9 protein-coding genes are annotated in these 12680 nt (G+C 71.7%); 5 read left to right on the top strand and 4 right to left on the bottom strand.

Annotation, left to right across the window (positions count from 1 at the left end):
* Nucleotides 1-147 precede the first annotated feature (147 nt).
* Both OHB49_RS35090 and OHB49_RS35085 read left to right on the top strand, forming a co-directional pair.
* Nucleotides 148-1728 carry an alkaline phosphatase D family protein gene (locus tag OHB49_RS35090; protein WP_329164910.1) on the top strand — a complete coding sequence of 527 codons (1581 nt, stop codon included), beginning with the start codon at nt 148-150 and terminating at the stop codon, nt 1726-1728.
* A gap of 333 nt (nt 1729-2061) precedes the next feature.
* Nucleotides 2062-3525, top strand: a complete 1464-nt coding sequence (locus OHB49_RS35085; protein WP_329166738.1) for a GNAT family N-acetyltransferase — start codon at nt 2062-2064, stop codon at nt 3523-3525.
* Here OHB49_RS35085 and OHB49_RS35080 read toward each other — a convergent pair.
* Nucleotides 3461-4672: a trans-sulfuration enzyme family protein gene (locus OHB49_RS35080; protein ID WP_329164908.1), complete on the bottom strand. Its 1212-nt coding sequence runs from the start codon at nt 4670-4672 to the stop codon at nt 3461-3463. The genes OHB49_RS35085 and OHB49_RS35080 overlap by 65 nt on opposite strands.
* Nucleotides 4673-4731: 59 nt before the next feature.
* On the opposite strand from OHB49_RS35080, the gene OHB49_RS35075 reads away from it, so the two are divergent.
* Both OHB49_RS35075 and OHB49_RS35070 read left to right on the top strand, forming a co-directional pair.
* A complete protein-coding gene (locus OHB49_RS35075) occupies nt 4732-5238 on the top strand; it encodes an Lrp/AsnC family transcriptional regulator (RefSeq protein ID WP_030976363.1) in 507 nt (168 codons plus the stop codon).
* 173 nt (nt 5239-5411) lie between these two features.
* Nucleotides 5412-7097, top strand: a complete 1686-nt coding sequence (locus OHB49_RS35070; RefSeq protein ID WP_329164906.1) for a DUF885 domain-containing protein — start codon at nt 5412-5414, stop codon at nt 7095-7097.
* A 171-nt stretch (nt 7098-7268) separates the two neighbouring features.
* Here the strand turns inward: OHB49_RS35070 and OHB49_RS35065 are convergent, their stop codons facing one another.
* Complete coding sequence (locus OHB49_RS35065; protein WP_329164904.1) at nt 7269-7757, bottom strand: rhodanese-like domain-containing protein; 489 nt, start codon at nt 7755-7757, stop codon at nt 7269-7271.
* Nucleotides 7758-7851: 94 nt separating this feature from the next.
* Here OHB49_RS35065 and OHB49_RS35060 point away from each other — a divergent pair, with 94 nt between their 5' ends.
* Entirely contained in the window at nt 7852-8298 is a 447-nt protein-coding gene (locus tag OHB49_RS35060; protein WP_329164903.1) for an Lrp/AsnC family transcriptional regulator, read from the top strand.
* On the opposite strand, the gene OHB49_RS35055 is transcribed toward OHB49_RS35060, so the two are convergent.
* On the bottom strand, nt 8288-11431 hold the full coding sequence (locus tag OHB49_RS35055) for an SMC family ATPase (RefSeq protein ID WP_329164902.1): 3144 nt from the start codon (nt 11429-11431) through the stop codon (nt 8288-8290). The two genes, OHB49_RS35060 and OHB49_RS35055, sit on opposite strands and share 11 nt — an antisense overlap.
* Nucleotides 11428-12594: an exonuclease SbcCD subunit D gene (locus OHB49_RS35050; RefSeq protein WP_329164900.1), complete on the bottom strand. Its 1167-nt coding sequence runs from the start codon at nt 12592-12594 to the stop codon at nt 11428-11430. The genes OHB49_RS35055 and OHB49_RS35050 overlap by 4 nt, the downstream gene beginning before the upstream one ends.
* Nucleotides 12595-12680 lie beyond the last annotated feature (86 nt).

Raw genomic sequence — 12680 nt, 5'->3', positions numbered from 1 at the left:
CAACGAGGGCTGCACGGACGGGTCATCGACGCGTGCCGCGGCCCGCTGTTCATCTGAGGTTGGCGTGCTCGCCGCCGACGGGCACAAAAGTGGGGCTCGTCGACCGGCCACCCGTACCTCTGTCCCGCTGCCCCCGGAGGCGCCTCCATGTCGTACCGTCCGCGCATCCCTTCGCCCGACCGCCGCACCGTGCTCCGCGGTTCACTGGCCGCTTCGGCCGCGCTCACGCTCCCCTTGGCAGCGACGGCAGCCCCCGCCTTCGCCCTGTCCGGCCGACCGCGCGCGGCCTGGGGCGTTCAGGTGGGTGATGTCACCGCATCGTCCGCCCTGGTCTGGGTGCGTTCGGACCGTCCGGCGCGGATGATCGTGGAGACTTCGGCAACGGAGTCGTTCCGGCGGGCGCACACCTGGCACGGGCCTCTGGTCGGCTCAGGTACCGACTTCACCGGCACGACGCCGCTGTACGGGCTCCCCGCGGGCGAGCAGGTGCACTACCGGGTGACGCTCTCGGACCCGGACGATCCGCGCCGGACAGGTGAGCCGGTGTACGGGACGTTCCGTACCGCTCCCGCCCGGCGCCGTGACGGGGTCCGCTTCCTGTGGTCCGGCGACATCGCGGGACAGGGCTGGGGCATCAACCCGGACATCGGCGGCTACCGGGTGTACGACGAGATGCGCCGTCTCGACCCGGACTTCTTTCTCTGCAGCGGTGACAACATCTACGCGGACGGGGTGATCGAGCCGAGTGTGACGCTGCCCGACGGCCGGATCTGGCGCAACGTCACCACCGAGGAGAAGGCGAAGGTCGCCGAGACGCTCGCCGAGTACCGCGGGAACTTCCGCTACAACCTCCTGGACGACAACCTGAGGAAGTTCAACGCACAGGTGCCGTCGATCATCCAGTGGGACGACCACGAGGTGCGCAACAACTGGTATCCGGGGCAGATCCTGGACGACGTCCGGTACACCGAGAAGAACGTCGACGTCCTGGCCGCGCGTTCGATGCGGGCGTTCCGCGAGTACTTCCCGGTGTCCACGCTGCACGAGTCGTCCGGCGACGGCCGGGTGCACCGGGTGGTGCGGCACGGCCCGCTGCTCGACGTGTTCGTCCTCGACATGCGGTCGTTCCGTAACGCCAACTCCCCCGGCCGGCAGCCCGACGACACCACGGGCATCCTCGGCGCCGAGCAGCTCGACTGGCTCAAGCGCGAGCTGTCGCGGTCCCACGCGGTATGGAAGGTAATCGCCGCGGACATGCCGCTGGGACTTGTCGTCACGGACGGTGCGACGGACTTCGAGGCGGTGGCCCAGGGCGATCCCGGTGCTCCGCTCGGCCGCGAGCTGCAGATCGCGGAGCTGCTGCGGTTCATCAAGCACCGCCGGATCACCGGCACACTCTGGCTGACCGCCGATGTGCACTACACATCGGCGCAGCATTACGCCCCCGAGCGCGCGGCGTTCAAGGACTTCGCGCCGTTCTGGGAGTTCGTGTCGGGGCCGCTGGCCGCCGGTGGTTTCCAGGCCAATGCGCTGGACACCACGTTCGGCCCCGACCGGGTCTTCGTGCGGGCGCCCGACCGGGCGAATGTGTCGCCGATGGAGTCGCCGCAGTTCTTCGGCGAGGTCGACATCGACGGTGACAGTGGCGAGTTGACCGTGCGACTGCGGGCTCAGGGCGGTTCGGTGCTGTTCAGCAAGGTTCTGCAGCCGGGACGCGTCGGACAGTGAGTGCGGCCGCAGGCCGCCTGGGAGCAGAGTGCGGGGGCGAGGGCCTTGGACATCGTCCCGTAACCGGGTGCGCCTCGCTGTAACCGGGGGCGCATCACGGTGACCGGGCGGGCCCCGAATCGGCCCGCCCCACCACGCCACTCGCTGCCCGCACCCGCTGCGAGGCGTTCACAAGCTGCCGCAGCCCGCGCACACACCGCCACAACCGCAGTCACTCAAGACGTTAACCCGCCAAAAACCGGCGATAGGGGACTAGATCCACACTTAACCCATCAGTCACAAGGCGTTCGTGATCAGGCAACACCGCTCCGTCACAGTGGTGCCATGACTGATGTGACATCTGCGAAGAGTGCCCGCCGTCCCCACCACTGGCGGCGGGACCTGATCGAGCTGGCCGCCCTGTTCACCGCGGTCGCGGTGGCCGACGCGATCGCCAACCTGATCGGGCACCAGCCGGACGGGCCGTATCTGCTGGTCGCCTCGGCCGTGGCGCTGACCGCAACGGCCACGTTCCACACATGGTGGGCACGGCGGCACAGCCACGCACCGCCACCGACCGCCGACGGCCCGAGCGCCGACCACGACCGCTCGGGCCCGGACCGTTCCACCGACCACCTCATCGCCGCGACACGTACCGGCACCACTGCCGGCGCCGTCGCTCCGGTGACCGCGCCCACTGCCGCAGGCCCTGCCCTCTCCGCCGGGGAGACGGTGCTGTGGCGGATGCGGACCACTGTCCGGGACACCCCTGGCAGCCTGGCCGAGCTGTGCATCGCGCTCGCCCGGCACCGGGTCGACATCCTCACCCTGCAGACGCACCCGCTGGCCGAGGGCACGGTCGACGAGTTCCTGCTGCGTGCCCCGGCCCCGCTCCAGATGCAGCAGCTGAGCCGGGCCATTTCCGCCGCGGGCGGCAGCTCCACCTGGATCGAGCGCGCCGACGCGCACGATCTGGTGGATGCCCCGACGCGCATTCTGGGCCTCGCCACGCGCACGGCCCTGGATGCGGCCGAACTCCCCCTCGCCCTGCGTCAGCTGCTCGGCCGCTGCACCATCCACTCGCTCCCTGCCGTGTCGATCAACGGCCGCGCCACCGGCGAGACCGCGCCGGTCGAGGGGGTGCTGGAAGAGACCGTGATGCGGCTGCGCGACCCGTCCGGCGGTGCGATCACCATCGAACGGCCCTATCTGCCGTTCACACCGACCGAGTTCGCCCGGGCCCGCGCCCTGGTCGAGCTCGACGCGCGGCTCGGCCCCCGCGTCCCGCGCAGCGAGCATGTGCTCACACTCCCCGAGGGCAATGAGATCACCGTGCGCCGCGCGGACCAGAGCGACCTGGCAGCCGCCCGAGCCATGCACGACCGCTGCTCCGATCAGACTCTGCGGCTGCGGTACCACGGCCCGGTCCGTGACGCCGACCGCTATCTGGACCACCTGCTGAGCCCCCGGTTCGGCCGCACCCTGGCCGTTCAGACGGCCTCCGGCCGGCTCGTCGCCCTCGGCCACCTCCTCTGGGACGGCGACGAGACCGAGGTCGCCCTCCTCGTCGAGGACGACTGGCAGCGCCGCGGCATCGGCTCCGAGCTGCTGGGCCGTCTGGTGACGCTCGCCATCGAGGCCGGCTGCGAGAGCGTCTACGCGGTCACCCAGTCGTCCAACACCGGCATGGTCGCCGCGATGCGGGCCCTCGCGCTGCCTCTCGACTACCAGATCGAGGAAGGCACGCTCGTCATCACCGCCCGGCTGGAAGCCACTCCGGTACGGTCCCTGCCGCCGTACGAGCAGGCGGGTCGCTGAGCGCCTGACACAGGTCGGCCCACAGGTCCTCGACGTCCTCCAGGCCGACCGACATGCGCAGCAGCCGGTCCCCGACACCCGCGGCCTGCCGGTCTCCCTCATCCACGATGCGGTGGCTGATGGAGGCCGGATGCTGGATCAGGGTGTCGACGCTGCCGAGGCTGACCGCCGGCGTGATGAGCCGTACCGCGGAGATCACCCGGTGCGGATCCCCGTACACCTCGAACGAGACCATCGCTCCGCCCACCTTCGGGTAGTGGACCCGGGCGATGCGGGGGTCGGCGGTCAGCCGGCGGGACAGGTCGGCCGCGCTCGTGGAAGCGGCCCGAACCCGCACCGGCAGGGTGGAGAGCCCGCGCAGCAGCAGATACCCGGCCATGGGATGCAGCACCCCGCCGGTGGCGAAGCGGACTTGACGCAGCCGGGCCGCGAACTCCTCGTCGCAGGCGACGACCCCGCCCATCACATCGCCGTGCCCGCCCAGGTATTTGGTGGCGCTGTGCAGGACGATCCTGGCGCCGTGCTCGACGGGCCGCTGCAGGACGGGGGTGGCGAAGGTGTTGTCGACCAGCAGCGGCACCGACCCGCAGGAGTACGCGATCGCCCGGATGTCGACCTCGGCGAGCGTCGGGTTCGCCGGCGTCTCGACCATCACCAGACCCGTGTCCGGGCGGATGGCTCCCGCGATGCCCGCCGGATCGGTCCAGGTGACTTCGGTACCCAGCAGCCCGGCACCGAGGAGATGGTCGCTGCACCCGTAGAGCGGGCGGACGGCGACCACATGGCGCAGGCCCATGCTCGCGCGGGCCAGCAGGACGGCGGTGAGCGCCGCCATTCCACTGGCGAACGACACGGCGCTCGCGGTCCCTTCGAGCCGGGCGAGTGCCGTCTCGAATCGGGCCGTGGTCGGGTTGTCGAGCCGGGCGTAGACGGGCGGTCCGTCGGGCTTGGCGCCGGTGGTGGCGAAGGCGTCGATCCGTTCCGCCTCCCCCCTGGAGTCGTACGACGGGTAGGTGGTGGACAGATCGATCGGCGGGGCGTGCAGGCCGAGTGCAGCGAGGTCGTCGCGTCCGGCGTGCACTGCTTCGGTGGCCAGCGCCCTGGACCGGGGTGTCGTCGAGGGCAGCATCGAGGCTTCGGTGTCCATGTCATCACTCTGAACACTCACCGGACCAGCGTGGTGAAGTGCCGTGCTACGTTCGACGAATGACCGATTCCGTCGTTCTGGACCCGGTGGATCTGCACATTCTGCGGCTGCTGCAGAACGATGCCCGGACCACCTACCGTGAGCTGGCCACGGAGGTCGGGGTCGCACCGTCGACCTGCCTGGACCGGGTGACCCGGCTGCGACGCTCGGGGGTGATTCTCGGCCATCAGCTCCGTCTCGACCCGGCCAGGCTCGGCCGCGGTCTGGAGGCGCTCCTCTCGGTACAGGTCCGCCCGCACCGCAGGGAACTCATCGGCCCGTTCGTCGAACGGATCAGGGCGCTGCCGGAGTCCCGCGCACTCTTCCATCTCACCGGCCCCGACGACTACCTGGTCCATGTGGCAGTCGCGGACACCGCGGATCTGCAGCGGCTGGTGCTGGACGAGTTCACCTCGCGGCGCGAGGTGGCCCGGGTGGAGACCCGCCTGATATTCCAGCAGTGGGAGTGCGGTCCGCTGCTGCCTCCGTCGTCCGCGACGCCCCGACCGGCCGCGGATGCCGAATGAGCGGGCCCGGCCACCGCGCCGAACGACAGGGACCGGCCACCGCGGCGGAACGATCAAGTCCGGCCGCCGCGTCCGTATGACCCGGTGCGGTCACCAGGAATGTCACAAGTGCGACAGCCCGTCGAGGCCGATTGCTAGTGACGCGGGCCCCCTGGCCGTACGAGGATGTTCGCATGTCAGACACTACGCACAGCGCGCTGCCCCGCCAGGTCGCCGACGACTACGTCGACGCATTCATCGAACTCGACCCGATCGCGGGCACCTACCTCGGTGTCGAGGCGAGCTCCAGCCGCCTGCCCGACTTCTCCCCCGCCGGGCAGGAAGCTCTTGCCGAGCTGGCCCGCACCACCCTGGTGAAGCTCGACGCGGCCGAGCAGCTGCCGGGCGCGGACAGCGATGCCGAGCGCCGCTGCGGCCGCCTGCTGCGCGAGCGGCTGACGGCGGAGCTCGCCGTCCATGAGGCCGACGAGAGCCTGCGCGCCGTCTCCAATCTGCACTCGCCGGCGCACAGCGTCCGTGAGGTGCTGACGGTGACGCCGACCGAGACCGACGAGGACTGGGCCGCGATCGTCGAGCGGCTGCGCGCGGTTCCCGCGGCCCTTGAGGGGTACCGCACGTCGCTCGCGCTGGGTCTGGAACGGAAGCTGTACGGCGGTCCGCGTGCCACCACCACCTTTATCGGCCAGCTGACGGAGTGGGTCGGCGACAACGGGACGGGGTTCTTCCAGACCTTCGTCGCTCCCGGCCCGGACGCGCTGCGCGCCGATCTGGACGACGCCGCCCGGCAGGCCACGACGTCCTTGGTGGCGCTGCGCGACTGGATGCGCGATGTGTACGCCCCCGAGATCGAGGGTGCGCCCGACACGGTGGGCCGCGAACGGTACGCACGCTGGTCGCGCTATTTCAACGGCACCGATCTGGATCTCGACGAGGCGTACGCGTACGGCTGGTCCGAGTACCACCGGCTGCTCGCCGAGATGAAGGCCGAGGCCGAGAAGGTACTGCCGGGCGCGGGTCCCTGGGAGGCACTGGCCCATCTCGACGTGCACGGCAAGCACATCGAGGGTGTCGACGAGGTCCAGGCCTGGCTGCAGGGCCTGATGGACGAGGCCATAGAGGCACTCGACGGTACACACTTCGAACTCGCCGAGCGGGTACGGAAGGTGGAGTCCCGGATCGCACCGCCCGGCGGCGCCGCGGCTCCCTACTACACGGGCCCGTCCGAGGACTTCTCGCGGCCCGGCCGCACCTGGCTGCCCACCATGGGCGAGACCCGCTTCCCGGTGTACGACCTGGTCTCCACCTGGTACCACGAGGGCGTGCCCGGCCACCACCTGCAGATCGCGCAGTGGACGCATGTCGCCGACAGCCTCTCCCGCTACCAGGCGTCGATCGGCATGGTCAGCGCCAATGCCGAGGGCTGGGCGCTGTACGCGGAGCGGCTAATGGACGAGCTGGGCTTCCTGCCCGACGCCGAGCGCCGCCTCGGCTACCTGGACGCGCAGATGATGCGCGCCTGCCGGGTGATCGTGGACATCGGCATGCACGCGGAGCTGGAGATCCCGGCGGACTCCCCCTTCCGTCCCGGCGAGCGGTGGACGCCTGAGCTGGCCCAGGAGTTCTTCGGCAATCACAGTGGCCGGCCTGCGGAGTTCGTGGAGAGCGAACTGACTCGCTACCTGTCCATGCCGGGTCAGGCCATCGGCTACAAGCTGGGCGAGCGTGCCTGGCTGCTGGGCCGGGAGAATGCCCGCAAGGCGCACGGCGACGCGTTCGACGCAAAGGCCTGGCACATGGCTGCCCTGTCACAGGGGCCGCTGGGTCTGGACGATCTGGTCGACGAGCTGTCGAAGCTCTGACCCCGGACCGCACTCCGTGAGACGGCGGCCGGGCCCGGGCCTGGGTCATGGGCCCGGCCGCCGTCGGCCACGGGCTCGCGCCCGCTTCCTCCCGCCGCCGAGGTGAGTTTCCGCCGAGGTGGCCGGACGGGCGATGGTCATCAGCCCGGTCGGGACGCACGGCCGCGTCGTTCAGCAGCCGCAGTCGTCGGAGTCGACCGGTGCGGTGAGCGGGTCGGCGGCACGCCGCCGACGCCCCTCCCAGGTCTCGAACTCGAAGCCCTCGCGCGCCCAGTACTCGAATCCGCCGAGCATCTCCTTGACCTGGTAGCCCAGTTCGGCGAGGGCCAGCGCGGCGCGGGCGCCGCCGTTGCAACCGGGACCCCAGCAGTACGTGACCACGGGCACGGCCGGGTCGAGGAGGTCCCGGGCCTGCTCCGCGATGAGCGCGGTGGGCAGGTGGACGGCGCCGGGGATGTGCCCCTGGTCCCAGGAGGCGGTGGACCGGGAGTCGAGGACGACGAAGCCGGGGTCCACGTCGGCCGCGAGCGCGGCGGTGACGTCGGAGACATCGGCGTGGAAGGCGAGCGAGGCACCGAAGTAGGCGGCGGCCGCGGCCGGGGAGGCCGGCGGGACGCGGAGGACGGGGTTACCGGCGGAGGCGGTGAGCTGCGAAGTCATGACCAGAAATCTACGACCGGTGATCCTTTGCGGGAAGAAGAGATCCCCGGCACCGCGCTTGATTCGCCGGGGAATTCCCTGTTGTCTGCTCGGCATGACCGACTATTCCACGGACGCAACCGACTGGCGCATCCTCGATGCCCTGCAACGCGACGGGCGGGCCACCTTCGCCGAACTGGCGCGCGAGGTCGCCATGTCCCCCAGCGCGGTGACGGAGCGGGTGCGCCGGCTGGAGGAGGCGGGCATCATCCGTGGTTACGCCGCCGTGGTGGATCCGGAACGGCTCGGAATGCCGATTCTCGCCCTCGTACGGCTGCGCTATCCGAACGGCAACTACAAGCCGTTCCACGATCTCCTCGACACCACGCCCGAGATCGTGGAGGCCCACCATGTCACCGGCGACGACTGCTTCGTACTCAAGGTCACCGCCCGCTCGATGAGTCACCTGGAAGGGATCTCGGGAAAGATCGGCGCGCTCGGCTCCGTCACCACCAGCGTCGTCTACTCCTCGCCGCTCCCCCGGCGGGCCATCAGCCGCTGACCGCGCCGCCGGCCCGGTGCCGCACCGCCGATCCGTCTCGCTCCTTGACCACTTCGAGCTGGGCGGGGATACGGCGGCGCAGATCGGCGACATGGCTGACGATGCCGACGCTGCGGTCCCGCTCGCGCAGCGAGTCCAGTACGTCGAGCACCTCGTCCAGGGTCTGGTCGTCCAGACTGCCGAACCCCTCGTCGATGAAGAGGGTGTCGAGCCGGACCCCGCCCGCCTCGTCGGTGACGACATCGGCGAGGCCGAGAGCCAGGGCGAGCGAGGCGAAGAACGTCTCGCCGCCGGAGAGCGTGGCCGTGTCACGCTCCCGGCCGGTCCAGGCGTCGACGACATGCAGCCCGAGGCCGGCCCGACGGCCTCCGGTGCGCGCGTCGGAGTGGACCAGTGTGTAGCGGCCGGACGACATGCGCTGCAGCCGTGCCGTGGCGGCGGCCGCGACCTGTTCGAGCCGGGCGGCGAGCACGTACGACTCCAGCCGCATCTTGCGTTCGTTGTCGGCCGACGTTCCGGCGGTGAGCCCGGCAAGCCGTGCGACCCGCTCGTACTCCTCACGCAGCGGTCCCAGCCTGCGCACTTCGTCCGCCGCGCGGCGCGACAGCCGGTCGAGTTGGGTGCAGCGCTCCCGGCCGGCGGCAAGCGTGGCGGCAGCGTCCCTCATCTGTCGCTCGGCCGCGTCGTACGCCGCCTGCGCTGCGTCCGGGTCTGCCTGTGGGCGTTCGGCGGCGGCGCGAGCCTCCACCTCGGCGAGCCGGTCGGCGACGGCTGCGGCCTCGGCCTGCCAGGCGTCGATCAGGTGCTGGAGTTCGCGCTGCTCGGGGGCCGGGAGCAGGGTCGCCACGGCGGCCTGCGGCGTGTCGAAACCGGCCCGGAAGGCGGCGTCCGCAAGCCGGCCGTCGGCCTCCTTGCTGCGCTGCGCCGCCGCTTCCTCGGCGCGCACCGCCTCCGCGGCGTCGGCGAGCAGAGCGACTCGCCGCTCCAGCAGGGCGGCGTGCGCGGCAACGCTGTCGGACTCCCCCCGGGCGGTCACCAACTCGGCTTCCAGGGCGGACTGTTCGCGGTCGAGCCCGTCCCGCCGGGAGGCCCGGGCAGCGGCGCGGCGCTCGGCCGACTGCCGCTCTTCGAGCCGCTCGGTCTGCTCCCGTTCGGCGGCTGCGAGAGCCTCGCGCGCGGCGTGCGTGCCGGCGGCGGTGCGGTGCGCCTGTGCGTGCTCGGTCGCCAACCGGGTGGCCAGGGCGTCGAGTTCGGCGACGGTGGGGTCGAGGTCCGGTGACGTGACGGCGTGGGCCGCATGGGCGGCGGCGCCGGTATCGGTACCGGAGAGGTCGTCGGCGCCGCCTCCGGCGGCGCGGGCCTCGCCGCCGCCTTCCGCACCCGCGCCCCGCGCCTGCGCCGGCCGGGCCGCCGCCCGCGCGGCAGCGTACTTCTCGCATACGACTCCGAGCTCCCGGTCCGTCTCCGTACGGATCTGCTCGGACCGCCGATACGTGTCGAGAGCGGCCTCCTCGGCCGCCTTGTCGACGTGACCGTCACCGGCGCGGGCCGGCTTCGGGTGGTCGCCCGACCCGCACACCTTGCAGGCCTCGCCGTCGACCAGCTGCGCCGCGAGCTCGGCGGCGATGTCCCGCAACCTCCGTTCGCGCAGCTCCAGCCACTTCTCATGAGCGCCGAGCGCGCGCTCCCGGGCCACGGCCAGCCGCTCCGCGGCGGCCGCCGTCTCCGTCGCGAGAGCATCTCGGCGCCGGGCCGCCTCCAGCTGTCGGCGAGCCGGTTCCAGCCGGCCCGCCAGCTGTTCGGCGCGGGTCGCGGACTCCTGCGCCGCTTCGATGCGTTCCTGAAGGTCGCGGCGGGCGGATTCCCAGCCCGCGAGCCAGCCCTCCGCTTCCAGGATCAGTTCGTCGTCGGCCCGGGCCTGCCGCTCCAGTTCGGCCCGCTCGGTGTCGATCTCCGTGCTTCGCCGCTCGGCCCGACGCGCGGCGTCGAGGCCGCCCAGCTCCTGCCGGAGCCTGCGTTCCATAGCCGCCAGTTGTTCCGCACCGGCGTCGGCAAGGGTGTCCGGCAGCTGGGCGCGGGCGCTCTCGCGGGCCGCACCCGCCGTTCGGTAGGCCCGTTCCGCTTCGTCACGCAGCTCCAGTGCGGGGGCGACGCGATCTGCTTTGCGGGCACGTTCGAGCCGGGCCTGGTGCCCGTCGCGGGCGGGGCGACGGGCTTCGAGTTCGGTGGCGCGGCGCCGCGTCTCCTCGTACCGCTGCTGAAGCCTGGCGAGTTCGCGCGCGGCGTCGAGTTCGCGGCGGGCTGCCGCCTGTCGGCTCTCGGCCGCGGCCAGGACGGACTCAGCGATGTCGAGCCGTTCCCGGGCGCCGCTGCGGGCGACGGCGGACCACTCCAGAACGCCGTCGGACAGTCCCGGTTCGCCGGGCTGGGCGTCCGGCAGGGGCAGCTCGCCGGCCGCCGGCCCTGCGGCCTGGGCGATCCGCTGGGCGATCGCGAGAATCTGTTCGTCGCCGGCCTTGACCTGGGTTTCTGCGGTACGGCGCAGTTCGGTGAGGCGTTCCTCGACGGCCGCGAAGCGGCGGGTGTCGAAGAGTCTGCCGAGCAGTTTGCCGCGTGCTTCGGCGTCGGCGCGCAGAAAGCGCGCGAAGTCGCCCTGCGGCAGCAGCACCACCTGGCAGAACTGGTCCCGGCTCATCCCGATGAGCTGGGTGATCTCCTCACCGATCTCCTGATGCGACCGGCTGAGTGCCTGCCAGCCGTTCTCGGGGTCGTACTCGCGCAGCCAGCTCTGGGCCTTCTCGGTGGTGAAGCCGTCGCCCTTCTTCTTGGGGCGGGGCTGGGCGGGGCGCCGGGTGATCTCCAGGCGCCGTCCGCCGACGGTCAGTTCCAGCCGCACTTCGGTAGGCAGGCCGACCGGCGCGTGGTCGCTGCGCAGCGAGGTGCCTGGGCTCTGGCGGGCGCCGGGCACCGCGCCGTACAGCCCGTAGCAGACGGCGTCGAGGACGGAGGTCTTCCCGGCTCCGGTGGGACCGTGCAGCAGAAAGAGCCCGGCGGACGAGAGCGCGTCGAAGTCGACGTCCTGGGTGGCGCCGAACGGGCCGAAGGCGGTGAGGGTGAGTCCGTGGAGTCTCAACGGTTCACCTCACGTACGCCGTCGTCCACCCGCACGTGGTCGAAGGCGCCGCGCAGCACCGTACGCTCCCGGTCGTCCGCCCCGTTCCCGCCCCGGACATGCGCCACGAAGTCCTCCGCGATCTGCTGGTCGTCGCGCCCCTTGAGGCGCTGTGCGTACGAGGCGAGCGGATCCTCGGGGGTCCGCTCGGGGTCGAGGACGAGGCTGAGGGTGTGCGGGAACCGCGCCATGAGACGGGCCATCGGCTCGTCCGGACGGACGGGGTCGGTGAGGGTGGCCTCCACCCACGCCTCCTCGTGCCGGGCCAGCGCGGGGTCGTCGAGAAGCGTGTCGAGGCGGCCGCGGAGCCGGGCGAGCGGCCGGGGCACCGGGAAGTCGATCCGTTCGGCGGTGATCGCTCCCGTGGCGTCGAGGTCGATCAGCCACATGGTCTTGCGGTGGTCCACCTCGGAGAAGGAGTAGGCGAGGGGCGAGCCGGAGTAGCGGACCCGCTCGGTGACGGCCTGACTGCCGTGCAGGTGGCCGAGCGCCGTGTAGTCGACACCGTCGAAGACTCCGGCGGGGACGGCGGCGACTCCGCCGACGGTGATGTCGCGTTCGCTGTCGCTGGGGGCGCCGCCCGCGACGAAGGCGTGGGCGAGCACCACGGACCGGGTGGAGTCCGGCCGTGTCGCGAGGTCGGCGCGGACGCGGTCCATGGCGGCGGTCAGTACGGCTTCGTGTCCGGCCCGCTCTGCTTTGAACACGTCCTTGACGAGGGCCGGTTCGAGGTAGGGAAGTCCGTAGAACGCGACGTCGCCGTGGTCGTCCCGCAGGACCACGGGGGTGGCGCACTGCGCGGGGTCGGTCCGCAGATGGATGCCGGCCCGGCCCATCAGACCGGCGCCCACGCCGAGCCTGCGGGCCGAGTCGTGGTTTCCGGAGATCATCACCGTGGGTACCCCGACGGCGGCGAGCCGGTGCAGGGCCCGGTCGAAGAGCTCCACGGCGGACAGCGGCGGCACGGCCCTGTCGTACACATCACCCGCCACCACGACGGCGTCGACCTCGCGCTCGCGCGCAGTCGCCACCAGATGATCGAGGCAGTCGGCCTGAGCGTCGAGCAGGGAGGCCCGGTGGAACGACCGTCCCAGGTGCCAGTCCGATGTGTGCAAAATCCTCAAGACTCGGCTCCGACCTGCATGTCTCTCATCCTTTGCCGCTGCGCCCGCCCCTGGCCGTGCGCCTGAGCCGCACCGAACCGGCACGG

The sequence above is a fragment of the Streptomyces sp. NBC_01717 genome (assembly GCF_036248255.1).
GTDB lineage: Bacteria > Actinomycetota > Actinomycetes > Streptomycetales > Streptomycetaceae > Streptomyces.
This window is presented reverse-complemented; position numbering and strand designations above follow the sequence as displayed.

What these genes read in the sequence shown, in the direction of transcription:
- OHB49_RS35090 (WP_329164910.1), top strand. Translation starts at nt 148, where the DNA reads ATGTCGTACCGTCCGCGCATCCCTTCGCCCGACCGCCGCACCGTGCTC.
- OHB49_RS35080 (WP_329164908.1), bottom strand. Translation starts at nt 4,672, where the DNA reads ATGGACACCGAAGCCTCGATGCTGCCCTCGACGACACCCCGGTCCAGG.
- OHB49_RS35075 (WP_030976363.1), top strand. Translation starts at nt 4,732, where the DNA reads ATGACCGATTCCGTCGTTCTGGACCCGGTGGATCTGCACATTCTGCGG.
- OHB49_RS35070 (WP_329164906.1), top strand. Translation starts at nt 5,412, where the DNA reads ATGTCAGACACTACGCACAGCGCGCTGCCCCGCCAGGTCGCCGACGAC.
- OHB49_RS35065 (WP_329164904.1), bottom strand. Translation starts at nt 7,757, where the DNA reads ATGACTTCGCAGCTCACCGCCTCCGCCGGTAACCCCGTCCTCCGCGTC.
- OHB49_RS35060 (WP_329164903.1), top strand. Translation starts at nt 7,852, where the DNA reads ATGACCGACTATTCCACGGACGCAACCGACTGGCGCATCCTCGATGCC.